Origin of the sequence: Geothrix oryzae, from assembly GCF_030295385.1 — a bacterium.
GTDB lineage: Bacteria > Acidobacteriota > Holophagae > Holophagales > Holophagaceae > Geothrix > Geothrix oryzae.
Genome location: NZ_AP027079.1, coordinates 1,869,227 through 1,895,241 on the forward strand (window position 1 = coordinate 1,869,227; position 26,015 = coordinate 1,895,241).

The following is a 26,015-nucleotide window of genomic DNA, read 5'->3' on the forward strand; positions in this document are numbered from 1 at the left end:
CCATGATCGAGCTCACCCAGGTGGTGAAGACCTACCATGCCGGCCTCGCCACGCCGTTCACCGCGGTGGACGGCGTGAGCCTCCAGATTCCGTTCGGCCAGCTCACGATCCTCAAGGGCCCCAGCGGCTCCGGCAAGACGACCCTGCTGACCCTCATCGGCTGCATGGCCCGCCCCACCTCGGGTCGCATCCACCTCCATGGTCTTCCCGCGGCGGCCCTGCCCGGCCTCCCCTCTGGAGACGGCCTCGAGATCACCAGCCTGCCCGAGCGCTTCCTCACGGGCATCCGGCGCCGGACCTTCGGCTTCATCTTCCAGCAGTTCAACCTGATCCAGGGCATCTCGGCCTTGGAGAATGTGATGCTCCCAACCTGCCCCACCGGGGAGGACGCCGCTGTCGTCCGCCGCCGGGCCCTGGAGCTGTTGGGCCGCTTCGGCCTCTCGCGACAGGCCGGAGCCGCCGTGGGCCGGCTGTCCGGCGGCGAGGCCCAGCGCGTGGCCGTGGCCCGGGCCCTCATCAATGATCCCGCCGTGATCATCGCCGATGAGCCGACGGCCCACCTGGACAGCCGGCTCTCCGCGGAGTTCATGGAGCTGATGGGGACCTTCAAGGCCACCGGCAGGACCCTCCTCATCGCCAGCCACGACCCCATCGTCTACGAGTCGCCCCTCGCGGACCGGGTGGTGACCCTGCGGGACGGCCGCATCACCGCGACCACGCCATGATTCAGCATCCGGGAGTCCTCGCCCTCCTGCTCGCCTCGGGCCTCGTCTCGCTCATGCTGGGCTTCGCGGGCTGGCATGCCGTCGAGATCATGCTCAGGTGGAACCTCCGGAGCGGCAGCGAGGTGCAGCTCGACCTGGAACGGCGCACCTACCTGGTCTCCACCCTCGTCGCCAACGCCCTCGTCATCCAGATCCTGTCCCTGTTCCTGTTCGTCTTCACGGCGGACGGCCTGCACGATCAGTTCGTGGGTGCCATGTGTGCCGCGGGTTCCCTCGCCGCCAACGGCTTCGGCTACCCCACCCTCCTGGTGAAGCTCGGCACCTGCCTGCTGGCCGGGGTGTGGCTGGTCCTCCACCACGCGGACACCCGGGGCCACGACTATCCGCTGATCCGTGCGAAGCACGCCCTGCTGCTGCTGCTGGTCCCTCTGGTGCTGCTGGAGACCTACCTGCAGTGGCGCTATGTCGCCGGCCTGAAGGCCGATGTGATGACGAGCTGCTGCGGCAGCCTCTTCGGGCAGGGCCGCCAGAGCCTCGGCGCCAGTCTGGCCGGGCTGCCGCCCCGGTTCATGCGCCCCGCCTTCTGGTCCGTCCTGGCGGCCCTGCTGGCCGCAGGCGGCCTCGTCCTCCGGAAGCGGCAAGGCACGGTCCCGTTCGCGATCCTCAGCCTGGCCTTCCTGGCGGTGGCCGCCGCCTCTCTGATCTCCTTCATCGGCCTCTACATCTACGCCCTGCCCACGCACCACTGCCCCTTCTGCCTGCTGCACCGGGAGTACGGCTTCGTCGGCTATCCGCTGTACGGGGCCCTGCTGGGGGGGGCCATCTCGGGTCTGGGCGTCGGCGCCTTGGCGCCCTTTCAAGGACGCCCCAGCCTGGCGATCGCCCTGCCCGGGATCCAGCGGAAGCTCACCTGGGCCACGGTGGCCCTGGCGCTGCTCTTCACCCTCATCGTGGGCGCGTGGATGGTGCTGTCGCCCTTAAGGCTCTAACTCATGCCGTGGCGGCCCAGGTAGCGCCGCACGGCCGCCTGGGTTTCGGGCAGCTGGAGACCGGCCTCCATGGAGATCCGGAGCGCCTCCGACATGGGCATGCCCTTGTCCATCACCAGCCAGGGACAGACGATGGCCGCGGCCCGGTTGCCGTTGCTGCAGTGGAGCAGCACCCGGGAGCCCTTGGGAAGGTCGCGAAGCAGGGTCCTCAGGAAGTCGAAGTCAGCATCCGGGGGCGCTTTGGCCAGTGCGTAGCGCTGGTAGTGGATCCCCAGATCGGTCATCTTCGCCGACTCGGATTCGCAATTGAGGTTCGGCTCGTCATCCCGGCGCAGGTCGATCACATGGGTGAAGTGGTGCTTCTTCAGGGCCTGGCAGGTGGTCTCGTTGGGCGTGCCCTTGAGCACAAAGACGCCGGTGCGCACCTCCACGGCGCCTGGAATCACCGAGTCCTGGGCCTGGAGCACCAGGGCCGGGAGAAGGAGGAGCGACAGTTTCAACATGGAACCCTCCGCGACATCGCCTGGATACCAGGCAGGTTCGCGGAGACCACCGGAGGGGCCTAAGGCTTTGGAGCCCGGGTCCCAGCGGGCGGGTCTCCACACTTCCCAATGTAGGCCTTTGGGTCAGCTATTCAATGGACCTGGTCAGACGGTTCTGGAAAAAGCCGTCTTGGCGCTGAGCTTCGCCAGGTAGGCATCGAAGGGCTGAACCAGGTTCCGGACGAAGCGCCGGCCCAGGTCCGTGATGAAGATCCCCTCCGGGCGGACCTCCACCGTGCCCTGGGACACTTCCTCCTTCAGCTGCGTCACGGCATCGGCAAAGAGCACCGGCCCGTCCACGTCGAACCGCTGCTTGAGGTCCTCCCAGCGCAGCTCGAAGTGGCCCATGAGGTGGTGGATCACCCAGCGGCGCAGCTCGTCGTCCTCGGTCAGGCGATGACCCTTGTGAACGGCAAGATGTCCTTCCGTGATGCTCCGTTCCCACTTCGCGAGGATCTTCTCGTTCTGGGAATACACGCCGGCCACATTGGAGATGGCGCTGGGCCCGAAGCCCACCAGATCCGAGCCCGCCTTCACGGCGTAGCCCATGAAGTTGCGGATGAGCTTGCCCTCCTGGACCGCCTTGGCCATGGGATCGTCCGGGTGGGCGAAGTGGTCCATGCCGATGGCGACATAGCCCGCCTTCTCCAGGATGTCCGAGGCCAGCAGCAGCAGGTCCAGACGCAGCTCCGGCGTGGGGAGGGTCTCCTCGGGGATGCTCCGCTGGAACGGCATGATGCTGGGCAGGTAGGCGAACCCGTAGATGGCCATGCGGTCCGGCGACAGTTCCAGGGTGGATTCCAGGGTGCGGCGGAAGGTGTCCATGGTCTGACCCGGCAGGCCGTAGACCAGGTCCAGGTTCACGCCGTCAAAGCCCAGCTCCCGGCATTGCCGCATGGCCGTGAGGGTGTGGTCCCAGGTCTGGCCGCGGGTGATGAGGGCCTGCACATTCTCGTCCAGGTCCTGCACTCCGAAGGAGACCCGGTTGAAGCCCATCTCCCGCAGCGCCGGCAGCTGGTCCGGTTCCAGGAAGGTGGGATCCACTTCGATGGCGATCTCGGCGCCTGGCAGGAACTCGAAGCGGTCCTTGAAGAGCTGGAAGGTGCGCTTGAGGTCCGCCGCCTTCAGGTAGGTGGGCGTGCCCCCGCCCCAGTGCAGCTGCAGGGCCTTGCGGCGGTCCTTCAGGCGCGAGCAGACGAGGTCGAGTTCCTTCGTCACCGCCGCGAGGTAGGCCTCCACGGGGTCGTACTGGGGGCTCACCACCACATTGCAGCCGCAATAGGCGCAGCGACGGGGGCAGAAGGGGATGTGCAGGTAGAGCGACAGGGCCTCGTCCGGTCGGGCGTTGGCGCGGTCGAGCGCCGCCAGCACCTCGGGCTCCGGAAAGTCGTCGGACCAGACCGGGGGCATGGGGTAGCCCGTGTAGCGCGGTCCGGGCCGGTCGTACCGACGGATGAGATCGGCGAGCTGGTTCATGCCTTCACCTCGTCAAGAACGGCCGCCACCACGGCGGGGTCGGTCTCGGGCACGAGCCCATGACCCAGATTGAAAACATGGGGGTGCCCCTTCATGGCGTCCACGATGGCGCGGGCCTTCCGCTTCGCGGTGTCGGCGCCCGCCAGGAGCGCGATGGGATCGAGGTTGCCCTGCAGCACCATCTTGGGGAAGCGGCGGCGGGCCTCGGAGATCGGCACCTGCCAAGGCACGGCCAGCCCCTTGCAGGGCAGCTGGTTCAGGGAATCCGGCAGGTAGCCCGTGCGGGCGAAGAAGAGGGTCGGCGCCGCCGTCACCTGGGAGAGCGTGCGCTCGACGGAGGGCAGCGCGAAGGTCGCGTAGTCGTCGGCGTCGAGCTCACCGGCCCAGGTGTCGAAGAGCTGCACACCCTGGGCTCCGGCCTCGATGTGCAGGTTCAGCAGGCGCGCGGCGGCGTCCGCCAGCTTGTCCATCCACTTCTGGGCCAGCACGGGGTTCTGGTGGATGAAGGCCTTGGCCTTCGCCCAGCCCTTGCTGCCCTTCCCTTCGATGCCGTAGGCCAGCAGGGTCCAGGGAGCGCCTGCGAAACCGAGCATCGTGACCTTCTCGGGCAGGTTGGCCTTCACCTTGCGGATGGCATTGCAGACCGGCTCGAAGACCTTCTCGTCCAGGGGACGGTTGATGTCGATCTGGTCCAGCGTCTTGCCGATGCGGGGGCCGCCCTCGGGGATGGTGACCTCGCAGCCCAGCGCATCGAGAATCACCAGGATGTCGCTGAAGATGATGGCGCCGTCGATCTGGGGGAAGCGGCGGATGGGCTGCAGGGTGACTTCCGCCGCCAGGTCCGAATCGTTGAGCAGCTGCTCGAAGGTGACCTTGGCCCGCACTTCGCGGTATTCCGGCAGGAAGCGCCCGGCTTGGCGCATGAACCAGACCGGGGGCTTGTCGAGGACTTCACCGTTGAGAACACGCAGCAGGGACTGGGGCATCACATCACCGAAAAAACCATTCACCGCAGAGGACGCAGAGAACGCAGAGGAAAGAGACTTGCGAAAGATCAGGCGAAGTCCTTGGCTACGGCGGCCGCGGCCTGCTTGAAGCGGGCCAGCTCGGCTTCGCCGTGGGCGGCGCTGAGGAAGGCCACTTCGTAGCCGCTGGGCGGCAGGTAGACGCCCTGACCCAGCAGGGCCTTGTGCAGGCGGTTGAAGACGCTGATGGCCTCGCCCTTCACCGCGTCGCTGCGGCGCACGCCGTCCTGGAACAGCGGCCAGAGCAGGCTACCGTAGCGGGGGCAATGGAGGCCCGGAATGGTCTCGAAGGCCGCGGCCCACTTCTCGGCGTTGGCTTCCAGGCTGGCGTAGAAGGCCGGAGTGAGCTTCTCCATGGTGGCGAGGCCCGCGGCCATGGCCACGGGATTGCCGGACAGCGTGCCCGCCTGGTAGACCGGGCCGTCCGGCGCGACGACGCCCATGATGTCCTTGCGGCCGCCGTAGAGGCCCACGGGCATGCCGCCGCCGATGATCTTGCCGTAGGTCGCCATGTCCGGCGTGATGCCCAGGCGCTCGGCCGCGCCGCCCGGGGCCACCCGGAAGCCGCTGATGACCTCGTCGAAGATGAGGACCACGCCGTGCTGGGTGCACAGCTCGCGCAGACGCTTGAGGAATTCGGGGCGCTGGAGCAGCAGGCCGTTGTTGGCGGGAATGGGCTCGATGATGGCCGCCGCCAGCTCGCCACCGATCTCGGCGAAGGTGCGCTCCAGGGTCTCCATGTCATCGAGCGTGACCACGGAGGTCAGCTCGGCGATGGCCTTGGGCACGCCGGCGCTGGTGGGCGCGCCGAAGGTGACGAGGCCGGAGCCCGCCTTCACCAGCAATCCGTCGCTGTGGCCGTGGTAGCAGCCCTCGAACTTCAGGATGCGCTCCCGACCCGTGAAGCCGCGGGCGGCGCGCAGGGCGGACATGACGGCCTCGGTGCCCGAGGACACGAAGCGCATCTTCTCGATGAAAGGCACCATCTCCTTGATCTTCCGGGCGAGGGAGAGCTCGCGGCGGCTGGGGGCGCCGAAGGTGAGGCCTTCCTGCATGGCCTCGTTCACGGCGGCCAGGATGTCGGGATGGGCGTGGCCCAGGATCAGCGGGCCCCAGGACATGCACAGATCGAGGAAGCGCTGGCCATCCTCGTCCTCGAACCAGGCGCCCGAAGCCTTCTTGAAGAACTTGGGCGTGCCGCCCACGGCGCGGAAGGCCCGCACGGGGCTGGAGACGCCACCGGGAAAATGGGTGAGCGCTTCCTGGAACAGGGTCTCGTTACTCATGAATGCCTCTTAGATGCTCTGCGGTTGACGGTTTTCCTTCGACTCAGGAGACCCATCCCTTTTCCACGGCCTCGCGGCCGGCGTAGGTGACGATCATGTCTGCGCCGGCGCGCCGGATGGCGAGGAGGTGCTCGTACATCAGCTGGTCGCCGTTTACCCAGCCCATCCGATCCGCCGCCTTGACGCTGCTGAATTCGCTGGACACATGGTAGGCGCAGATGGGCGCCAGCTGGGCTTCGCGCAGGCGCCAGATGAGGTCGAGGTTCGGCAGGGCCGGTTTGACCATGAGCATGTCCGCCCCCTCCTCCACATCCAGGAGCGCGTCCCGCAGGCCCTCGCGGGCATTGCGGGGGTCCATCTGGTAGGTCTTCCGGTCGCCGAACTTGGGGCTGCTGTGGGCGGCTTCGCGGAAGGGCCCGTAGTAGGCGCCCGCATGCTTGATGGCATAACTGAGGATGCTGGTCTGGGTGAAACCGTTCTGGTCGAGCAGGGCGCGGATCGCGGCCACGCGGCCATCCATCATGTCGCTGGGCGAGACCACATCGGCGCCCGCCTCGGCGTGCCGCAGGGCCATTTCCGCCAGGATCGGCAGCGTCTCGTCGTTCCGGACCAGCCCCTCCTCGTCCACGAGGCCGCAATGGCCGTGGCTGGTGGCGCCACAGAGGCACACATCCGTGATCACGATGAGGTCCGAGCCGAATGCCTTCTTCAGGGCCCTCACCGCCTTGGGAACGACGCCCTGGCGGTCGCGGACATAGGCCGCATCGGGCGTCTTGGAGCCTTCCTCCGGCACGCCGAAGAGCAGCACGCTGGCCAGGCCGCGCTTCAGGTCTTTCTCCACCTGACGCACGGTCTCCTCCACGCCGGCGTTGGAGATGCCCGGCATGCTGGAAATCTCGCTGCTGCCCGCCTGGGGCTGGACGAAGTGGCCCTGGATGAGGTGGCGGGCGCGAAGATCGGTCTCGGCCACCAGGTTGCGCATGGCGGCGCTGGTGCGAAGGCGGCGGGAGCGGTTCAGCATGGGGACTCCTCCTTCTTGAGATGCTGCGCGAGCATGGCCCATAGCAGGCTGGGCTTCGGCTCGCAGTGGGCGTGGGCGGGGGCACCGGCCTTGGCGAAGGCCTCGGCGGTGGCCTCGCCCCAGGCGAAGCGCTGCACATCCCCGGCCAGGGGCGCGAGGATCTCGGCCTGAAGCGGGCTCAGGGCCAGCACGCCTTCGACCTTGGGCAAGGGCGGGAACGGCTCCCGGGGAGCCTCGCGGTGGGTGATCCAGGGATGGATGCGCCAGACCGAATCCCGCGCGGCCACTTCCAGATACTCGCGGCTCCGCTCCCCCCGAGCGAGGATGAAGTCCCCACCCTGGGGAAACCGGGTCTGCAGCAGGTCCCACAGGGCCTCGGCCCGGGCCTCCGAGGGCAGCTGGACATCCAGGTCCTCCCGCCCCAGGGCATCCGCGGTGCCCGCGCCCTGGACCAGGCAGGTCATCCCGGGAGGCAGGGCCGTGGCAGCCACCTTAGCTCCCGACGGACTCAGGACCAGCAGCGCCCGGACCTGATCCAGCGGCAGGGGTGGAGCGCCCGCCGTGACCTTCAGACAGGTGAATGAATAGGGAACCGGCCGCCAGCCGGCCTTGCGCACCGTGTCCGCCAGCGGATGCTGGGCGGGCCGGGCCAGCGCCAGGCGCGGGTGGTGGGCCGAGGGCGTCATGAGAGGCCGATGCCCTTCAGGACACGCGCCAACAGGTCCCGGTCATCCGTCCCCCGGGCCTCAGCCCGGCGGAGTTCACCATCCGGCGCGTAGGCGGCCTGGAGCAGCAGCGACCCATCGGCCTGGGGGGTGGCCAGCGCCCCCAGCGGCTGCTGGCAGCCGCCGCCGATGCCGGCCAGCACCTGGCGCTCCAGGGCGACGCAGCGGGCGGTCATGGCGTCATGGATTTCGGCCAGGGCCTCGATCAGATCGGGACGGTCGGCTCGGGCCTCCGCCAGAAGGGCGCCCTGCCCCGGCGCCGAAGGCAGCTCCGCCGCCGTGAGCGGGCGGACCGTCAGCCCCGAGAGGTCCAGACCCAGCCGCTTCAGGCCCGCCGCGGCGAGCATGGTGGCATGCACGGGCTCGTCCCGGAGGATGCCGTCGCGCACGCGCTGGAGGCGCGTCTGGACATTGCCCCGGATCCAGGTGAAGCGGGCCTTGGGGAACAGCTGGCTCAGCACGCGCTCGCGGCGCACGGCGCTGGTGCCGATGACCAGATCCTCCGGGGCGTCCGGCCGCATCACCAGCCAGTCCGAAGGATCCTCGCGATGAGGGATGCAGGCGGACACGATGCCGGCCGGCCGTTCCAGCGACACATCCTTGAGGCTGTGGATGAGCAGGTCCGCGTGGCCGCCGGCCATGGCGTCCTCCAGCTCCTTGGTGAAGAAGCCGCCACCCACCTGCTTGTCGAGGGGCCCCTGCAGCCACTGGTCGCCGGAAGTGGAGAATTTGCGCCACGACACTTCGTAGCCTTTCGATTCGAGGAACCTCACCATGGGCTCGGCCTGGCCGACGGCCAGGGCGGATCCTCGGGTGGCGACCGTGACATGTCTCATGGCTTGACCACCTCTCCATCTGCGTTGGGCTTGGGCTGGGTCTGGATCAGGGCGCGGAACGCCAGGGTGCGGCCCCGGGACAGGATCTCCTTGAGGGCTTCGCGCTGGGCTTCGTCGAGCCCCTGCATGGAATCCTCGAGCGCCTTCACTTCGGCCTCCAGGGCGCCCCAGGCCGAATCCAGGCGCTCCTGGGCCGAGGCCAGATGGCGCTTGTGGGCCCGCCCGTGGGCCCGGTGCCGCAGGCGCCCTGCGGCCCCCACGAGGAAGGACTCGGCCTTGAGGGCGGCTTCCGCCCGCTGGGCCCGCGCCGTGGTGGTCTGCGCGAGGAAGGCCGTGAGATCCACCCGGTGGACCCAGGGCAGCTGCTCCAGGCCCGGTTCCGAGTCCGGCGGCAGCGCCAGGTCGAGGATGCGGAGGATCGGGCGCTTGAGGGTCTGCCAGGCATCCAGGGTGAAGATCGGTTCGGGGGCGGCCGTGGCGCTGACGATGGCGTCGAAGCCCAGCGGATCCCGCTGGAGCTGGGCCAGCTCCACGACGGGCAGCCCAAGGGGCTCCGCCAGTTCGTGGGCCTTGCTCCGGGTCCGGTTGGCCACGACGACCTTGAATCCCCGTTCCGGCAGGCGCTGGGCGAGGTACTGCGTCATGGGGCCCACGCCGACCAGGGCGACGGAGGCCCCCTCAGGGAGGCCTTCGCAGAGATGCTTCAGGGCCACGGTGGCGACGCTGACATTGCCGTCCGCCAGGCCGAGGCGGGACCGAAGGCGCTGGCCCTCGCGGATCACATCCTCGAACACGGCATGGGCCTCTTCGCCGGCCACGCCCACTTGGCGCGCCTGCTCGAGGGAATCCTTCATCTGGCCGGGGATTTCACGGTCGCCGAGGTTGGCGGATTCCAACCCAGCCGACATCGCCAGCAGGTGGACCCACGCCTCTTCACCCTCGTAGCGCCGCACGCCGGGTCCAGGGTCCAGAGCCGCGGGATTTCCGCCCCAGACCAGCCACAGCACCCGCTGGCAGGTGGCCAGGTAGACCAGCTCGCGGGCGCCGGTCTGCTTCTGCCATTCCCGGAGCCGGGCCGGCACGCCGTCCCGGACCACATGCTGCGCCACCACGTCCAGATCGTGGATGGGGGCGTGAAAGCTGATCAGCACGGGTTCCATATCGGACCCCATGATCAGTTCAGGCGAACGGGGCTCCGTCATCGCTTCGTCACACCTTTTCAAAAGTGGCCGTCATCACAACGGACGCGCCAGGAGCGCGTCCACCGCGGTCCAGTCCCATTCGCCGAGGGTAGCCACGGACCCCTCGCGGAGCGACTGCTGCGTCAGCCAGGCGTCATAGATCACCAGGGCGCACATGGCCTCCGCCACTGGCACGATGCGGGGCGCGATGCAGGGATCATGGCGGCCCTTCGTAGAGATGTCCGCAGGTTGGCCGGCGCGGTCGATGGTCTTCTGGGCCTTGGCGATGGAGCTGGTGGGCTTCACCGCCAACCGCACCACCACGGGCGCGCCCGTGCTGATGCCGCCCAGGGTGCCGCCGGCATCGTTCTTCAGCGGCCCCGCGGGGCCCAGGGGATCGTTGTTCTCGCTGCCCCGCCGTCGCGCGCTCTCGAAGCCCGCGCCCAGTTCCACGCCCTTCACCGCCCCGATGGACATGCAGGCCAGGGCCAGCAGACCATCCAGCTTGCCGAAGGCAGGGTCGCCGAGACCGACCGGCAGCCCCTCGATCCAGACTTCGCACACGCCCCCCACGCTGTCGCCCTCCGCCCGGGCGGCCTCCACCGCGGCCCGCTGGGAGGCGAAGGCCTCGCCATCCGCCACCCGGAGCGGGTTGGACTCCACGAAGGCCCAGTCCACGGCCGTTCCGGCGATTCCCGCGATCTCCCGGTTGAAGCCGCGCACCGTCACGCCGAGGGCCGCCAGCTGCTGCTTGGCCCAGGCCCCCGCGGCCACCCGGGCCAGGGTCTCCCGGCCGCTGCTCCGCCCGCCGCCCCGCGGATCGCGGAGGCCGTACTTGCGATCGTAAGTGAGATCCGCGTGGCCCGGCCGGAAGAGGTCCGCGATGGCCCGGTAGTCACTGCTCTTCTGGTTTTCGTTGAACACCGCCAGCGCGATGGGATGCCCCGTGGTCAGCCCCTCGAACACGCCGCTCAACACCTGCACGCGGTCCGCCTCGCTCCGGGGCGTCACCAGGTCCGACTGGCCGGGCCTGCGCCGGTCCAGCTCCCTCTGGATGGCCTCCACATCGAAGGGCAGCCCGGGTTTCACCCCATCCATCACGACGCCGACCGCGGCCCCATGGCTCTCCCCGAAGGTGAGGATGCGGAAGGCCCGGCCGAAGGTGGAGGGGGAATCGAAGAGCATCGAACCAGTCTACCTTCAGGCTTCCCGTAGCAGCGCCATCAACTGGGGCCCCACGGCCTCGACGCCGTACCGGCTGCGGCAGGCACGATCCGCCACGGCCCGGCGACGGTCCGCCTCCGCGTCATCCAGGCTCCAGATCTCATGGAGGGCCCCGGCCAGCGCCTCCGGTGCGAAGGCATCCACCGCCCATCCGAGGCGGCCGCCATCCAGGATCTCCAGAGGACCGCCGTGATCCGGTCCCACCAGGAGTAGCCCCTTGGCGGCGGCTTCCGGATAGACCATGCCGAACGGTTCGTCCAGCGTGAGCAGAGCGAAGACATCGCAGGCCTCATAGACCTGGAGGAGCTCCTCGTCGGGAAGATAGCCGTGGAAGCGGACGGAACCGGCGGGGCAGAGATCCGCGGCCAGGGCTTCCAGGCGCGTCCGGAACGGCCCCGTCCCCACCACATGGAGTTCGCAGGGCACGGGGCTGGCCGCCTGGAACTGCTGGAAACCGCGAATGACCGTATCGATGTTCTTCAGCACCTCGAGCCGCGAGTGGACCAGCACCCGCCGCACGGACCGCTCCAGCCCGCTGCGGTTCCGCCCCCCTTCAGGGAAGCGCACGATGGGATAGATCACCTCGTCCCGGCAGCGGCCGTAGATCCGCCGCGCATTGTCCCGGCTGAACTCGCTGATGGCGTAGATGAGGTCGAGCCCCCGGGTGACCTCCAGGTCGTAGGTGTGACGGGCCCTGAGGCTCGTGTTGCGCCTCATCCCCTGATCGTGGCCCTCGAGGGCGAGGGAGAAGGCGCGGGTGGCCTCCTCCGGACCTTCGCCGAGCGTGGCGGCAAGGCGCGCGGCCAGGGCCGGATTCGCATTCCTCATGTGGATGCTTCGCGGTGGCTCATTGCACTGCCAGATCTTGCGACTCTGGATGGGCGCGGCCCCGAGCATGGCGCTGGCCGGGAAGTTGTGGGCGATCACCAGGTCGTACGGCTTCAGCGCCTCGGCGGCGCGAAGCCCCCGCCGCCGGAGCTTGGCCAGGCGACCCAGGCCGTACAGAGGATCGGACCAGTGCCGCTTCAACACTGTGCGCACGGGAATCCCCGCCAGCCGTTCGGACCAGCGGGCCTCATCGAACCCGAGGGTCACGATTTCCGGCCCGGCCCCCTGGGCCCGGAAATGCTGCGCCTGCGCCGCCACCAGGAGTTCGGCGCCGCCCACGGCCTCGAAAGCTGGATGAAAGATGCCAAGGCGCATCAGGTCCCCTCCACATACCGCGCCATCACCGCTCTGCCCGGGAAAGCCTAGATGCTAGCATTTCGCCAAGCCTCGCCAGGCGATGCCCACGCCCGGCCCCGGCGGAGTTGGAGCCGCCACCCGATGAACGCTGGAGAGACATGCATGAAAGTCCTGGTGGTGGGAGGCTCCGGTTTCATCGGCAGGGCCCTGGCGGCCCGGCTTCTGGATGCGGGCCACGAGGTCGACATCTGGGACCGGGTCCGGGGTGAGGAAGGCCCGCGGCTGCGGTGCCATGCCGTGGACCTGCTCGGCGACGAGGATCTGCCTCGACCCACGGGCCGCCCGTGGGATGCGGCCTTCCACCTCGCGGCCTATTCGGTTCCCGGCATGGCATGGACCCAGGACCTGATCATGGCCAACCTCCGCATGACGGCGCGGGTCTTCGATCACCTGGCGGAAGCGGCGCCCGGGTGCCGGGCCATCTTCACTTCCAGCGCCTTCGTCTACGCCCCGGCCTCCCATCGGATCCAGGAGACGGATCCCCTCGGAGCCGTCCATCCCTACGCCCTCTCCAAGCACCTGGGGGAAACCTGGGCCTTGAGTCACCAGCAGGCTCTAAAAGTGTTCATCGTGCGCCCTTTCAACCAGGTCGGCCCCGGCATGGCCGCCGGCCTGCTCGTGCCTGAGCTGATGGAGCGCCTCCGGGGCGGCGAGAACCCCATCCGGATGCGAGGCCGGGACGACATCCGCGACTTCCTCGACTGGCGGGACGCCATGGATGCCTACCTGCGGCTCCTGGAAGTCGATGCGCCCAGCGGCTCTATCTGGAACCTCTGTTCAGGGCGCGCCACCCGGGTGTCCGAGCTGGTCCGCGCCCTGCTCCTGGCCTGCGGCCGGGAGTACCCGATCGCGTTCGCCGATCCGGCCGTGGAATCCATGGTCGGCGACCCTTCCCGCCTCATGGCGGCGACGGGATGGGCCCCTTCCCGCAGCCTGCAGGACACCGCCGAAGCCATCGCCGCCGCCCGGTGAAGCGGCCCGGCCTGCCCTTCCTTCCACCCCTCCCGACCGGTAAAGTGAAGGTTTCCATTCGATCCGAGGAACCCATGCAGAAAATCGCACTCATCACGGGCGTGACCGGCCAGGACGGGAGCTACCTGGCCGAGCTTCTGCTGTCCAAGGGTTACCAGGTCCATGGCATCGTGCGCCGGGCCAGCCTCTTCAACACGGACCGCATCGACCACCTGCATGTGGGCGAGGCGCCGAATCCCAGCTTCCACCTGCACTATGGCGACCTCTCCGACGCGGGCGCCCTGCGGAATGTGCTCGACGATGTCCAGCCCGACGAGGTCTACAACCTGGGCGCCCAGAGCCATGTTCGGGTCAGCTTCGACCAGCCCGAATACACCGTGGATGTCGTGGGCGTGGGCGTCATCCGCCTGCTGGAGGCCATCCGCAGCTACATGAAGCACAGCGGCAAGAAGATCCGGTTCTACCAGGCCGGCAGCTCCGAGATGTTCGGCAGCGCCAAGCCGCGCCAGCACGAAGGCACCCGCTTCGAGCCCCGCAGTCCCTACGCCTGCGCCAAGGTCTATGCCCACTACCAGGTGATCAATCACCGCGAGAGCTACGGCCTGTTCGCCTGCAACGGCATCCTCTTCAACCACGAGAGCCCCCGCCGCGGCGAGACCTTCGTGACCCGCAAGATCACGCGGGCCGCCACCCGCATCAAGGTGGGCCTGCAGGACAAGCTGTTCCTGGGCAACCTCGACGCCAAGCGCGACTGGGGCTTCGCGGGCGACTATGTGGAAGCCATGTGGCGCATGCTGCAGCAGGACCAGCCCGATGACTATGTCGTGGCCACCGGCGAGAGCATCAGCATCCGCGACTTCCTGGGCCTCACCTTCGGCCGCCTCGACCTGGACTGGCAGAAGCATGTGGAGATCGACCCCCGCTACTTCCGCCCCGCCGAGGTCGATCACCTCGAAGGCGATCCCGGGAAATCGCGCAAGTTCCTGGGCTGGGAACCGAAGACCGACATCCGGACCCTCGCCGCCATGATGGTGGATTCCGACCTCAGGCTGGCCCAGAAGGAGCTGGTGCTCCGCGACGCCGGCCACGCCGAGGCGCCCCGCGCCGGCTACCGCTGATCCCATGAGCGGAGGGTTCAAGGGGTTTTTCCAGCGCCTGGGCCGCATCGGGTCCAGCCGCCACAAGCGCAGAATCCACTACATCAAGGCCGAGATGGTGGGCCTCCGCCGCCAGATGGCCGTCACTCTCGAACTCGCCGGTGGGGCTGAAGCACGGCGCGTGGCGGCCCTGCCGCCCCGCACGCCGCTTTCGGAGACGGAATTCAAGGTCTATTCCCAGTTTGGGGACGACGGCATCATCCAGTACCTCATCAGCCACCTCCCCGCCGTCCCGACCTTCGTGGAGTTCGGCGTGGAGGACTACACCGAGGCCAACACCCGCTTCCTCCTGGCCCACAACCAGTGGCGGGGTTTGATCCTGGACGGCCGGCCCGACCTGGATGCCGTGGTGGCGGCCCAGGGTCTTCCGATGCTCTACGACCTCGAGGTGCGCAGCGCCTTCATCACCGCCGAGAACATCAACGACCTAATTCTCGGGGCCGGATTTTCCGGGGAGATCGGGCTCCTCAGCATCGACATCGACGGCAATGACTACTGGGTGTGGAGGGCCATTACCTGCGTCCAGCCCCAGATCGTCGTCGCCGAATACAACGCGGTGTTCGGGCCGGACCGGGCGGTCACCATCCCCTACTCGCCGGCGTTTGAACGCTCCCAGGCCCACCACTCCTACCTCTATTTCGGGGCTTCCCTCCGCGCGCTCTGCCGGCTCGCCGAAGAGAAGGGATACGCCTTCGTGGGCTGCAACCAGGCCGGCAACAACGCCTACTTCGTCCGCCAGGACCTGTCGGGTTCCTTCCAGGTCGTCTCGCCCGAGGCGGGCTTCGTGGACAGCCGGTTCCGGGAGTCCCGCGACGAACAGGGCCGCATGAACCGGTTGGCCGGGGCCGCCCGCCTGGAGGCCATCGCCGATCTGCCCGTGGCGGATCTGGAATCCGGCCAGACCATCCCGCTGCGGGATCTGCGGTCCCGATGAAATCCCCGGCCCCGGTTCTGCTCCTGTCGGTCTCCCTGATCGCCCAGGGTCCGCGCTTCACCGTCCGCGACGCCATCCAGGCGGAGTGGCTGCGCCAGCCCCTGTCCTTCACCGAGGAACAGACGAAAGCGCTGCCTCCGGCGGACCGAACCCGGCTCGGGCGGACCCTGCAGCGCATCGGCGCCCCCGGCGGGCCCGCCCTGCTGCCCCCGGAGCTGGACAAGCCCACGCTCGGCCTCTGGGAGGCCCAGGCCGCGACCGCTCGGACGCCCCAGCAGCGGTTCACGGCGCTCTTCTTCCTGAATCGCCTGAAGAGCCCGAAGGCCTTGATGGCTCTGGCGGGCCTCTCCCCCGCCGATGCCCAGACCTGGCCGAAGCACCTGCACCTCGAAGCCGCCCTCGCCACGGCCCGCCTGAATGGCTCGGAGGCCTCTCCCGAACTCCTGGCCTTCCTCGATGCCATGCGGAAGGTGGGCAAGGTCGATCCTGTGCGGGCCCAGGCTGCTCGTCTGCGGCTGATGATGGCCGGGAAGGAAGCCGGGCTGCTCCCGCCTGTGAAAGCCACGCCGGGGAGCCTCCTGGCCCTGATGGATGCCTGGAACCGGGCACCCTGGCCCCAGCGCCGGGACCTGGCGCTGAGCGCCTTCTCCAGCCTCTCACCTCAGTCTCCGGCCTGGCCAAGGCTGGGTCTCGTCCCGCCCAGCCAGGAGGTTCTGAACCGCAGCTGCGTGGGCCTCCTGTCCCGGCTGGCCGAAGGTGTTCCCAGCCCCGCTCCCGCCGAAGCCTTCCAGGTCAGCGGCACACCCTGGCCCTGCTCGGCCCATCCGTTGGCCCTGTGGTACGGGTTCCAGGCGCTGGCCAAGGTGGAGATCCCGCTTCCCGGCCTTCGCCCGGCTCTGGCCCAGGCCCCCCCTCTCGGCGCCTCCAGCCCGCTGCTGCTGGGTGTCCTGCTTCCAGCTCTCCGGCGTCAGGATCCCCAGCAGGCGGACCGGGTCCGGGCCCAGCTGCTGGAAGGACCGGGGGCCATCCCCCGGGCTGCGGCCATCGAGGATCTCCCCGCCGCCCCCGAGGACCTCGCGGCCCTCACTCAGTGCACTTGGCGCGACGACCAGTTCGAGACCCAGCAGACCCTCATCCACAGCTACGCCCGCTGGAAGATGGCGCCGGAGGATCAGAAGGCGCAGCTTCAGCCCTGGCTCCAGCACCCCAACTGGACCTGCCGCTGGGAGGCCTACCAGGCCCTGCTGAAGCTGGACCCGCGGACGCCGTGGCCCGGCGCGCCGAACCCCACCGCGGCCGACCAGGCCATCCTGGACGAAGCCATCCGCCTCGCCGAACGGGGAAAGCCCGTCCGCCTTCGCCTCTCCCTCAACGGAAAGCGCCGCTTGACGCTCCGGCTCGATCCCCGGGTGGCACCCATGAATGTCGCCAACCTGGTGCTGCTGGCCCGGAAGGGCTATTTCAACGGCCGCCTGGTGCCCCGCGTGGTGCCGGACTTCGTCGTGCAGATGGGCAGCCCCGTGGACACCATGGATGGCGGTCCCGGCCATACGGTGCGCTGCGAGAACTCGCTCGACTGGTACGGCCCCGGCAGCGTGGGCATGGCCCTGTCCGGGAAGGATACCGGTGGCAGCCAGTTCTTCATCACCACCAATGCCACGCCACACCTCACGGGCCGGTACACGCGCCTCGGCGAGGTGGAGGATCCCGACCGGGCCCTGAAGATCCTCGATGATATGGACCTGGGCGCGAAGATCCTGTCCATCACCGTCCTCGAGCCGTGAGTCCCGCCTTGACGCCCTTTCCCCCTCTGGAGTCCATCCTGTTTCAGTCCCGCACCACCTTCCGCACCGCCGCCCTTCTGGGCCTCGTCGCCTCGCCCATCCTGGCCCAGGCGCCCCTGCTCCAGGATGGCGCCGAGGACCTCCGCCAGGCCCGGCTCGGCTGGACGGTGGGCGAGCCGGTGCCCCCTCCATTCCGCGTACCCTCCCTGGAAGTGGGCCTGGGCGCGGCCGGGTCCGAAGGCCTCTACGCGCCGCTCATCGGCGGCGAGGGGTTTGGTCACGGCATGCAGGGCTGGGGCGCCGGCCTCCAGGGGAAGTATTTCCGGGGCGGCTGGTCCCTCTCCGCCACCGCCGTGACCTTCCGCGATGGCACGGTCACCCGGGGCATCCTGCAGCGCGGCACCCTCGCCTACCAGACCCAGGGCGGCTGGCGCTTCGCCCTGGAGCAGAATCCCTTCCAGTGGGGTTTCGGGCTCAATGGGGGCTATCTCATGGGCGACTCGGCCCGCCCCTTCCCGCGCGCCTCCGTATCCACGCCCGAAGCAGCCCTGCACCTGTGGAGCGTTCCCCTGGGCCGCTGGTCCGCGGAATTCTTCTACGGGCGCCTGGAATGGAACCGTGACATCCCGGAGTGGATGAGCAACCGGCAGACTCAGCTTTCCGCCAAGGCGTCCTCCGGTGACATCCGCCGGCCGGACTTGTCCGGCGCGAGGTTCACCGGGCGCTTCGGCCCCCATGTGGAGCTGAATCTCGCCGGGACTTCCATGTGGGGCGGCGTGGATCCCTCGGGCCGCAATCGTCAGCGGGGCTACACCTGGGACGACTACCTGCTGGGGTTCTTCGGCGCCGAGAACATCGGCCGCAGCGAGGCCAGCGGCGGTCAGGGGCATTTCGACCTCAGCGGCTTCAAGCAGATCTCCATGGGCCACGCCATGGCCGAGGCCCGGGTGCGGATTCCCGCGCTGGCGAACTATGTGGGGGCCAAGGGCGCCTCCGTCTACCTGAGCCGCGGGTCGAAGAATGTCAACTGGCAGTGGAAGGACTTCCTGCGGCACCCGGGCGCGGCCATCCGCCGGGACCTCAGCAAGGACTGGGAGCTCATCAAGCGCGGCCGGGTCCGGGGCGGCGACTACATGGACAGCATCTGGGGACGGGGTACCCGCGAGGCGGTGCCCACCCTCGAACACGCCAACGACATGCTGGGCCTTCAGCTGGTCTGGGAACGCTGGGACCTGGGCCTCGAATACGCCGACACCGTGAACATCCCCGCCGATGGGGGCGGCTACCGGGTCTATTCCCACGGCACCTACCGGGCCGGTTATTCCCGGTACGGGGACTCCCTCGGCCTGCCCTTCGGCGGCGATGCCATCACCCGCACCGTGGATCTGGGCTTTCCGATGATCTGGGAGGGCAAGGGCCGCCTCAAGGTCGTGAGCGGGATCCGGGCCTTCCGGGACAACCTGGCCCTCTGGACGGCCACCCATCCTGGCCAAACACCCGAGCTGGACCGCTTCTGGTTCCTGCAGGCGGATGCGCAGTGGCGCACGCCCAACGGCCGCGTGGGGGCCTCCATCTCCTCCGAGCGGGACCGCAATCTCCAGTTCGTCGCCGGAGCCTCGCCCCGCTGGGGCTGGGCCTTCAGCGTCTTCCAGTCGTTCCGGGTCTTCTGAGACCTTCTCCGGGCTGCGGTATCCTGAAGGCTCCACCTTGAGGTCCGAATGGCGTTGTCCCGCGATCAACTCGTCCGCCGCGCGGCGCAGGAACTCCGTGATGGCTACTATGTGAACCTGGGCATCGGCATCCCCACCCTCATCGCCAGCGTGATCCCCCAGGGCATGGAGGTCGTCCTCCAGAGCGAGAACGGCCTCCTGGGCATCGGTCCCTTCCCGGTTCCCGACGAGGTCGATGCGGATCTCATCAATGCCGGCAAGCAGACGGTGACGGCCGCGCCGGGCGCCAGCTTCTTCAGCAGCGCCGACAGCTTCGCCATGATCCGGGGCGGCAAGATCGACCTCAGCATCCTGGGCGCCATGCAGGTGGACATGGAGGGCAACCTCGCCAACTGGATGATCCCGGGAAAGATGGTGAAGGGCATGGGGGGCGCCATGGACCTCGTCGCCGCCGCGAAGCGCGTGGTCGTGGTCATGGAGCACACCAACAAGGACGGCGAGTTCAAGATCCTCCGCAAGTGCAACCTGCCCCTCACCGGGCAGCGCTGCGTGCACCGCATCATCACCGATCTGGCCGTCATCGATGTGGTGCCCGGCCGCGAGGGGCTGCGGCTGGTGGAGACGGCCCCCGGCGTCACCCGCGAGGAAGTCCAGGCCCGGACGGAGCCTCCGCTGGTGATGGACCGCGTCACCGAAATGACTGGCCTCTGAGGTCCCCATGCTGATCCGCGCCCTCCCCGTCCTCTCCCTCCTGCTGGCCTTCGCCTGCAACACCCCGGGAACCACTGTGCCCGCCGAGCCCTTCAAGCCTTCCATCAGCCTGCGCCCCGTCGCCATCAGCCTCGCCAAGGGAGCCACCCAGATCTTCCAGGCGGAGGTCAACTATCCCGAAGGCCAGCGCCCCCTCCGGCAACCCGTGGCCTGGACGGTGGTGGAACCCGAAGGCGGCACCATCACGGCGGCGGGCCACTACACCGCTCCCGCCACGGCCGGCACCTTCCATGTGCGGGTGACGCGCGAGGACTTCCCGGAGCTGACGGCCACGGCCACGGTGACGGTGAACTGATGGATCTGTACGGCGCCCTGCGCCCGCTGGTCTTCCGCCTCGATCCCGAAACCGCCCACAACCTGGCCTTCTGGCTGGGGGAGCGCGTCTGCGCCTGGCCCCGCCTGCCGGAACCGACCTATCCTCCTGCTCTCCGACGCTCCGCTTTCGGCCTGGATTTTCCTTCGCCCCTGGGGCTTGCCGCGGGGCTCGACAAGGGCGCCACCCTGCTCCCCCTCTGGAAAGCCGTGGGCTTCGGCCATGTGGAGATCGGCACGGTCACGCCCCGGCCCCAGCCCGGAAACCCCAGGCCCCGCCTGTTCCGCTTTCCCGAGGCGGGATTGATCCTCAACCGCATGGGCTTCAACAGCGAGGGCGCCGAGATCGTGGGCGCCCGCCTGCGGCGGCGTCCGGCGGGGCTCATCGTGGGAGGCAACCTCGGCAAGAACAAGGAAACGCCCGAGGCGCTGGCCCTGGACGACTACCGCGCCGCCTATCGCCTCATCGCGCCACGGGTGGACTACATCGCCCTCAATGTGAGCAGCCCCAATACGCCGGGCCTGCGCAACCTCCAGGCCCCCGAGGCTCTGAAGCCCCTACTGGAAGGCATGCTCGGACTGCGGAAGGAGATGGGCCTCGAACGCCAGCCGCTCCTGCTCAAGCTCGCGCCGGATCTGGCTCCCGAGGACCTGGATGCCATCGTCGAAGTGGCCGTGGCCTCAGGCATCTCGGGGCTCATCGCCACCAACACCACCCTGGATCGGGGCGTGGTGGCAGAGCCCCTGCGGGCCCTCGTCGAGGCCAAGGGGGCCGGCGGCCTCAGCGGCGCCCCCCTCAAAGCCAAGGCCCGGGAAGTCCGGCGCCGCATCCTGGCTGCCCTCCGGGGCCGCCTGCCCCTGGTGGCCTGCGGCGGCCTGGGGTCGGCCGGAGATGTGCAGGGGGCCCTGGAGGACGGGGCTGCCCTGGCCCAGATCTACAGCGCCCTCATCTTCGAAGGGCCGGCGCTCATCTCGCGGATCCACCGGGGATTGACATCGCAGGACCTCTGAATCGCGCTCGGAGCAGCGTCCCGGCGGCGCTACACTGGAGGGCCGAGGTTTCGATGTTGTCACTGCAATCGAGAATCCGTGACCCCCGCCTGCTGCCCCTGGCCGACAAGGTGCTGCACGGTGAGCGCCTGTCCTTCGACGACGGTCTGCTGCTCTACGAGAGCCCCGACCTGACGGGCATCGGCGCCATGGCCCACCATGTGCGCCTCCAGAAGAATGGCCGGGCCGCCTTCTATGTCATGAGCCGCCGCCTGTCCTATACCAATGTCTGCTTCACCCACTGCCAGTTCTGCGCCTTCCAGGCCAAGCCGGGCGATCCCCGGGCCTACGCCCTCTCGGCCGAGCAGATCATCGCGGAGCTCGAGAAACCCGAGAATGCGGGTGTGCGCGAGCTGCACATGACCTCGGGCCACAACCCGAAGCTCAAGATCGACTACTTCGAGGACCTGTTCACCAAGATCAAGGCGCGCTTCCCGTCCATCCACCTCAAGGTCTTCACCATGATCGAGATGGACTACTACGCCCGCATCTCGGGCCTCAGCACCGAGGCCTTCCTGGACCGCTGCATGGCCGCGGGCCTGGAGAGCTGCCCCGGCGGCGGCGCGGAGATCTTCGATGAAGCCCTGCGCGAGCAGATCTGCATCGGCAAGAAGGACGCCCAGGTGTGGCTCGACACGGCCGAACTCTGCCACCGCAAGGGCCTGCCCACGAACTGCACCATGCTCTATGGCCACATCGAGGAACCGCGCCACCGGGTGGACCACCTGCTGCGCCTGCGGGACCTGCAGGACCGCTCCCAGGCCGCGGGCTACCAGGGCTTCCTGGCCTTCATCCCCCTGGCCTACCAGAACGAGGACAACGAGCTGAGCGCCACCCATGTCATCCACGAGACCACGGGCACCCAGGATCTCCGCGAGATCGCCGTGGCCCGCCTGCTCCTCGACAACATCCCGCACATCAAGGCCTACTGGGTGATGATCTCGCCGGGCCTGGCCCAGGCGGGCCTCAGCTACGGCGCCGATGATGTGGACGGCACCGTCATCGCCGAGGAGATCGCCCACGACGCCGGTGCCAAGACGCCCCAGGGCCTGACACGCGGCGAGCTGGTGCGACTCATCGAGGAGGCCGGCTTCGAGGCCCTGGAGCGCGACAACCTCTACAACACCTACGCCCAGGTCTAATCGACCTTGCGCTTCTCGTAGACTTTCGCCGGATCCAGGGCGAAGGCGTACCGGCTGGTCCAGAGGCGGTCGTGGATGCGGGCCGCCTGGGCCGCCAAGGGCGAGTCACGGAAGATCAGCTCGATGTTCCGGGAGTCGGTGAAGTAGCTCTCCTCCCAGTTGCTGGTGCCCAGCACCAGGTGCGTCTCATCCACCACGAGGTATTTGCTGTGGATCGTGCGGGCGTAGGGGATGTGGCCCTCCTTCGCCTCCGGGATGGGCGCGACCTTCACCTCGAGGTTCGGGATCAGCGCGAGGGCCTTCAGGTGCGGGAGGGCCCGACCGCCCAGCACCCAGTCCGAGACCAGCAGGCGCACCTTCACGCCCCGCACGGCCGCGGCCCTGAGGGCGTCATCCAGCACCGGCCAGAAGCGGTCCTGGCCCGCCACCGGCGAATAGGTCAGCAGCTGCACCCGCACGGTCTGTTTCGCCTGGGCGATGAGTTCCACCAGGGCCTCAATGGAAGGGCGGATGTCCTTCGGCGTGAGGAAGGGCGGACTGGCCACCAGCTCCACCTGCGGACGGGCCGACACCGGCGCTGGAGTCGGAAGGTCCGGGAGCTTTCCGGTTCCGGCGAAGGTCCAGTCCACGGCGAACAGCTGCGCGAGCCGGGTGACGATCCGGGCGTCGGAAGTCCGCACGCCCAGCTCGTGGATGTGCTCCAGGGCCCGCCAGTCGAAGTTCTGGCTGCCCAGGAAGGCCACCTGGCCATCCACCACGAAATACTTGGCGTGGAGGATTCCCCTGGAGACCCCCGCCAGATCGAAGCTGCGCACCTGGGCGCCGGGAATGTGGCGAAGGCGCGCCACTGACGCCGGATCCTGGTCCAGCATCTTCGAGGAGAGCAGGAAACGCACCTTCACGCCGCGGGCCCCCGCCTTCTCCAGTTCCACCAGCACGGGTTCGAGGGCGCTGCCCGGACGGCTGGTGACATAGAACTCCGCGGCATCGATGCTCGTCCGCGCGCCGCGGACCAGGTCGACCCAGACATCCTTGGCGAAGGGCAGTGCCGGGTCCGCCAGGTCCGTCTCCGCGGGGATCGACTGCACCAGGCGGGTGGCAGGCGCTGGAGGCTCGCTCCCGGGTTGCGCCAGCGCAGACTGGGGGATGCCGAGGCACCAGGCGGTGGCGAAGGTCAGAAGCAGGGGACGGAAGGTCATGGCATCACTCCAGCTGCGAGGATACTCCGTTGACGCAGGCCCTTCGCCCCTGCTGAGGTGAGGGCATGGACACCAAGGCCGAGTTCCGCGCCCACCTGAAGACCCGCCGGGACGCGCTGCCCGCAGAGGCGCGCGAGGCCTGGTCCAAGGCCACCGCCGGGCATCTGGACCCCCTCTGCCGTCAGCGGCGCGTCACCCGCATCGGCGCCTTCTGGCCCTTCGGCTCGGAGATCGACCTGCGCCCTGCCGTGGCCGCTCACCCGGACTGGCTGTGGTTCTTCCCGCGCGTGGCCTCCACCCAGCCCCCCCGGCTGGCCTGGGGCACGGAGCCGCTGGAAAAGGGCCATTGGGGCCTCCTGGAGCCGGCCCTGGCCCAGCACTTCCTCCCGCCGGTGCAGCTGCTGCTGGTGCCGGGCCTCGCGTTCGACGACGAGGGCTACCGCATCGGCTATGGCCGGGGGTTCTACGATGCGCTGCTGGCGAAACTGCCGGAGGAGGTGCTCACCGTGGGCGTGGGCTTTGAAGCACAGATGCACCTTCCCGTCCCCGTGGATCCCCACGACTGGCCCGTGCAGGCGCTCCTGAGCGAGCGCGGCCTGCGCCTTCTGAATGCCGGAGGCTGAAGGTTCCCCTACCCCAGCTTCAGGATGCTCGAGCCGTCCGCGTAGTCTTCCGTGGGCGTCTCCCGCATTTTCTGGAGCACCTGCACCAGGGCGCGGATGCGGTCGACCATGTCCCCGATCTTGGCCAGCTTGGCCTCTTCGGGGTATTTGCGCTGGAGCATCTCCACCTGCATGGAGATGATCGCCAGGGGATTGTTGATCTCATGCTTGAGGGTGCCCGCCATCTGGCGGAAGGACTCCAGCCGCTCGGCGGCCAGGGCCCGCTGCTGCAGCTCCGTGTGTCCCCGGAGCACCTGAAGACGATGGTACAGGGCCTCCCAGCGGAAGCCCTCGGCCAGCCAATCCGTCGCCCCCGCCTCGATGAGCCGCGAGGTTTCGTCCTCGCTGGAGCGCACCACCAGGATGGGCGTGGTGGCGAAGGAGGGATGCTGCCGGTAGGCCCGGATCGTCGATTCCAGCTCTGGGTTGCCTTTGGCGTCGATCACCAGGAAACGGAACTTGGGCAGGGGCGGCGGGGGCGGCTGGGTTTCGAGAGGATGCAGCAGCAGATCCCCGGCTTCGGCCACGGTCTGGAACAGCCCCAGCAGGCCGAGTTCATCGCTGACGAGGCCCAGCAATGGCCGGCTGGGCTCCTCGGGCATGGCGTCGGGTCCCTCGGGCAGGTAGAGATCCAGGGCCTGGTCCGCCCACTGCCACCGGAGCCCCGCATCCTGCAGCACGCGCTGGGTCCACGGATCGGAGGCGGGGGCGTGCAGCCCCGGGGGCAGCCCCAGCCGCAGGATGTGGAAGCCGCGTTCCTGGTCCCACCGGGCGGAAATTTCCATGCCGGGAGACAGCTGCATGAGCATGAGCTCGACGAGACCGGCCAGGGCCGGGATGAGGGGGCCCCCCGGCATCCAGACGAACCCCTGGGGCGGATCCGACCAGCGCAGGGTCACCCGGCGGAGGGTGATGAGGGCCTCCCAGCGCCGGGCCAGATCCTCCTGTAGGGACGAGAGCGGAAAAGGATGGCCCGTGGTCGAGGCGGCCGCCTCGGGCAGGCCCTCGCGATGCCCATGGTCCAGCAGGGTGGTGAGCTGGTCCAGCTGGCCCCGGATGGCCTCGCCCGCCGCCGCCGGTAGCTCCTCCGCCCAGCCCTGGATGCGCCGCAGGGGGACGGCCATGGCCGCGAGCAGCTCGCCATGCCGGTCCATCTCGCGCTGGCGCTCGTTCCTAAGGCGCAGCAGCTCACCCTGCTGTTCCGCCTGGCTGAGGGCCCGCCGCTGGAGCATGGCCTGGCGGAGGGCCAGAGAGCCCTGGCGCACGAAGGCCTGGAAGATGGCCAGGTCGAAGCGGCTGAAGGGCCTTCCCGCGGATTCGCGGTCCAGGTAGAGCGCGCCCAGGATGTCGCCTTCATCGATCATGGGGGCGCAGAGCAGCGACCCACGGTGCAGCTCCACCAGGCTCAATCCGCCGAACCGGGGGTCGGCCAGGGGCCGGTTGGACAGCACGGCCGTGTGCTCCTGGGCCACATAGTCGAGCACGGAGCGGGACAGCCCGATGCCCTCCTGCACATCCCCGACGCGATGGACCGTGCGCCAGCCGCCCTCCTTCAGCCTCATCACCAGGAAGCCCCGGTCGCCGGCCAGGAGGCGGAGGGATTCCTCCAGGAGGCCCCGCACCTGGGCATCGGAATCCATCTCGCGCAGAAGCCGTTCGGTGGATCGGTACAGCAGCTCGACGCCCCGGATCAGCACCATCGCCTGGGCCGGCTCGGGCTGGACCTCCTGGAAGAGATCCCCCACCCGCTCGGCGAAAGTGGTGCCGTCCAGCCCCGGGAAACCGGCGGTGAAGGTCACATGCCACCCGCCCAGCGACAGCTCATCCCCGTCCTGCAGGGTGTTGCCCTGGGGGCGGTTGAGGGGCAGGCCGTTCAGGGTGGTGCCGTTGGCCGAATCGAGGTCCTTCACCCACCAGACCTCGCCGATGCGCCTCAACTCGGCATGGGTCCGGGACAGGCTGCCGAAGGCGGGCTGGGCCACGGCGCAGGCCATGGGATCACGGCCCAGGATGCAGGGATCTTCCGTGATCGCATGTCGGAAGCGCTGGCTTCCCTCCATCCAGGACAGATACGGCATCCAGCCCCC

Annotated in this window: 24 protein-coding genes; 12 read left to right on the plus strand and 12 right to left on the minus strand. The window is 68.8% G+C overall.

Annotated elements, in window-relative coordinates; all coding sequences use genetic code 11:
- Window positions 1-2: 2 nt before the first annotated feature.
- Both QUD34_RS08630 and QUD34_RS08635 read left to right on the plus strand, forming a co-directional pair.
- Window positions 3-725, plus strand: coding sequence for an ABC transporter ATP-binding protein (locus tag QUD34_RS08630; RefSeq protein ID WP_286353288.1), 723 nt, complete (start codon window positions 3-5; stop codon window positions 723-725).
- The gene (locus tag QUD34_RS08635; protein ID WP_286353289.1) at window positions 722-1,714 is read left to right on the plus strand and encodes a hypothetical protein; all 993 of its coding nucleotides are present in this window, start codon (window positions 722-724) and stop codon (window positions 1,712-1,714) included. Before QUD34_RS08630 ends, QUD34_RS08635 begins: the two co-directional genes overlap by 4 nt.
- Here QUD34_RS08635 and QUD34_RS08640 read toward each other — a convergent pair.
- From QUD34_RS08640 to QUD34_RS08685, 10 genes are all read right to left on the minus strand, one after another.
- Complete coding sequence (locus tag QUD34_RS08640; protein ID WP_286353290.1) at window positions 1,711-2,217, minus strand: protein-tyrosine phosphatase family protein; 507 nt, start codon at window positions 2,215-2,217, stop codon at window positions 1,711-1,713. The genes QUD34_RS08635 and QUD34_RS08640 overlap by 4 nt on opposite strands.
- Before the next feature lie 144 nt (window positions 2,218-2,361).
- On the minus strand, window positions 2,362-3,732 hold the full coding sequence (hemN, locus tag QUD34_RS08645; RefSeq protein WP_286353291.1) for an oxygen-independent coproporphyrinogen III oxidase: 1,371 nt from the start codon (window positions 3,730-3,732) through the stop codon (window positions 2,362-2,364).
- Window positions 3,729-4,718: a uroporphyrinogen decarboxylase gene (gene hemE, locus QUD34_RS08650; protein ID WP_286353292.1), complete on the minus strand. Its 990-nt coding sequence runs from the start codon at window positions 4,716-4,718 to the stop codon at window positions 3,729-3,731. Before hemE ends, hemN begins: the two co-directional genes overlap by 4 nt.
- A gap of 68 nt (window positions 4,719-4,786) precedes the next feature.
- Window positions 4,787-6,043, minus strand: coding sequence for a glutamate-1-semialdehyde 2,1-aminomutase (hemL, locus tag QUD34_RS08655; RefSeq protein WP_286353293.1), 1,257 nt, complete (start codon window positions 6,041-6,043; stop codon window positions 4,787-4,789).
- A 43-nt stretch (window positions 6,044-6,086) separates the two neighbouring features.
- Window positions 6,087-7,064, minus strand: coding sequence for a porphobilinogen synthase (hemB, locus tag QUD34_RS08660; RefSeq protein WP_286353294.1), 978 nt, complete (start codon window positions 7,062-7,064; stop codon window positions 6,087-6,089).
- Window positions 7,058-7,750: a uroporphyrinogen-III synthase gene (locus QUD34_RS08665; RefSeq protein WP_286353295.1), complete on the minus strand. Its 693-nt coding sequence runs from the start codon at window positions 7,748-7,750 to the stop codon at window positions 7,058-7,060. Before QUD34_RS08665 ends, hemB begins: the two co-directional genes overlap by 7 nt.
- Window positions 7,747-8,625: a hydroxymethylbilane synthase gene (gene hemC, locus QUD34_RS08670; RefSeq protein ID WP_286353296.1), complete on the minus strand. Its 879-nt coding sequence runs from the start codon at window positions 8,623-8,625 to the stop codon at window positions 7,747-7,749. The genes QUD34_RS08665 and hemC overlap by 4 nt, the downstream gene beginning before the upstream one ends.
- A complete protein-coding gene (locus QUD34_RS08675) occupies window positions 8,622-9,785 on the minus strand; it encodes an NAD(P)-binding domain-containing protein (RefSeq protein ID WP_286353297.1) in 1,164 nt (387 codons plus the stop codon). Before QUD34_RS08675 ends, hemC begins: the two co-directional genes overlap by 4 nt.
- 75 nt (window positions 9,786-9,860) lie before the next feature.
- Window positions 9,861-10,991: a chorismate synthase gene (gene aroC, locus QUD34_RS08680; RefSeq protein ID WP_286353298.1), complete on the minus strand. Its 1,131-nt coding sequence runs from the start codon at window positions 10,989-10,991 to the stop codon at window positions 9,861-9,863.
- 15 nt (window positions 10,992-11,006) lie between these two features.
- Window positions 11,007-12,233, minus strand: coding sequence for a glycosyltransferase family 4 protein (locus tag QUD34_RS08685; protein WP_286353299.1), 1,227 nt, complete (start codon window positions 12,231-12,233; stop codon window positions 11,007-11,009).
- Between the two features lie 144 nt (window positions 12,234-12,377).
- Between QUD34_RS08685 and QUD34_RS08690 the strand changes: the two genes are divergently transcribed.
- From QUD34_RS08690 to mqnE, 9 genes are all read left to right on the plus strand, one after another.
- Window positions 12,378-13,247, plus strand: a complete 870-nt coding sequence (locus tag QUD34_RS08690) for an NAD-dependent epimerase/dehydratase family protein (protein ID WP_286353300.1) — start codon at window positions 12,378-12,380, stop codon at window positions 13,245-13,247.
- Between the two features lie 74 nt (window positions 13,248-13,321).
- Window positions 13,322-14,365, plus strand: a complete 1,044-nt coding sequence (gmd, locus tag QUD34_RS08695; protein WP_286353301.1) for a GDP-mannose 4,6-dehydratase — start codon at window positions 13,322-13,324, stop codon at window positions 14,363-14,365.
- Window positions 14,366-14,369: 4 nt separating this feature from the next.
- Window positions 14,370-15,338 carry a hypothetical protein gene (locus QUD34_RS08700; RefSeq protein WP_286353302.1) on the plus strand — a complete coding sequence of 323 codons (969 nt, stop codon included), beginning with the start codon at window positions 14,370-14,372 and terminating at the stop codon, window positions 15,336-15,338.
- Entirely contained in the window at window positions 15,335-17,122 is a 1,788-nt protein-coding gene (locus QUD34_RS08705) for a peptidylprolyl isomerase (RefSeq protein WP_286353303.1), read from the plus strand. Before QUD34_RS08700 ends, QUD34_RS08705 begins: the two co-directional genes overlap by 4 nt.
- Window positions 17,119-18,792 carry a capsule assembly Wzi family protein gene (locus tag QUD34_RS08710; protein WP_286353304.1) on the plus strand — a complete coding sequence of 558 codons (1,674 nt, stop codon included), beginning with the start codon at window positions 17,119-17,121 and terminating at the stop codon, window positions 18,790-18,792. The genes QUD34_RS08705 and QUD34_RS08710 overlap by 4 nt, the downstream gene beginning before the upstream one ends.
- A 48-nt stretch (window positions 18,793-18,840) precedes the next feature.
- On the plus strand, window positions 18,841-19,503 hold the full coding sequence (locus tag QUD34_RS08715; protein ID WP_286353305.1) for a 3-oxoacid CoA-transferase subunit B: 663 nt from the start codon (window positions 18,841-18,843) through the stop codon (window positions 19,501-19,503).
- 7 nt (window positions 19,504-19,510) lie between these two features.
- Complete coding sequence (locus QUD34_RS08720; protein WP_286353306.1) at window positions 19,511-19,858, plus strand: hypothetical protein; 348 nt, start codon at window positions 19,511-19,513, stop codon at window positions 19,856-19,858.
- Window positions 19,858-20,886: a quinone-dependent dihydroorotate dehydrogenase gene (locus QUD34_RS08725; protein ID WP_286353307.1), complete on the plus strand. Its 1,029-nt coding sequence runs from the start codon at window positions 19,858-19,860 to the stop codon at window positions 20,884-20,886. The genes QUD34_RS08720 and QUD34_RS08725 overlap by 1 nt, the downstream gene beginning before the upstream one ends.
- A gap of 53 nt (window positions 20,887-20,939) precedes the next feature.
- Window positions 20,940-22,067, plus strand: coding sequence for an aminofutalosine synthase MqnE (mqnE, locus tag QUD34_RS08730; protein ID WP_286353308.1), 1,128 nt, complete (start codon window positions 20,940-20,942; stop codon window positions 22,065-22,067).
- On the opposite strand, the gene QUD34_RS08735 is transcribed toward mqnE, so the two are convergent.
- The gene (locus QUD34_RS08735; protein ID WP_286353309.1) at window positions 22,064-23,266 is read right to left on the minus strand and encodes a phospholipase D-like domain-containing protein; all 1,203 of its coding nucleotides are present in this window, start codon (window positions 23,264-23,266) and stop codon (window positions 22,064-22,066) included. The two genes, mqnE and QUD34_RS08735, sit on opposite strands and share 4 nt — an antisense overlap.
- 65 nt (window positions 23,267-23,331) lie before the next feature.
- Here QUD34_RS08735 and QUD34_RS08740 point away from each other — a divergent pair, with 65 nt between their 5' ends.
- Window positions 23,332-23,889, plus strand: a complete 558-nt coding sequence (locus QUD34_RS08740) for a 5-formyltetrahydrofolate cyclo-ligase (RefSeq protein WP_286353310.1) — start codon at window positions 23,332-23,334, stop codon at window positions 23,887-23,889.
- Window positions 23,890-23,897: 8 nt separating this feature from the next.
- Here QUD34_RS08740 and QUD34_RS08745 read toward each other — a convergent pair whose 3' ends face one another.
- Window positions 23,898-26,006 (minus strand): FHA domain-containing protein, encoded by a 2,109-nt coding sequence (locus QUD34_RS08745; protein WP_286353311.1) that lies wholly within the window; start codon window positions 26,004-26,006, stop codon window positions 23,898-23,900.
- Window positions 26,007-26,015 lie beyond the last annotated feature (9 nt).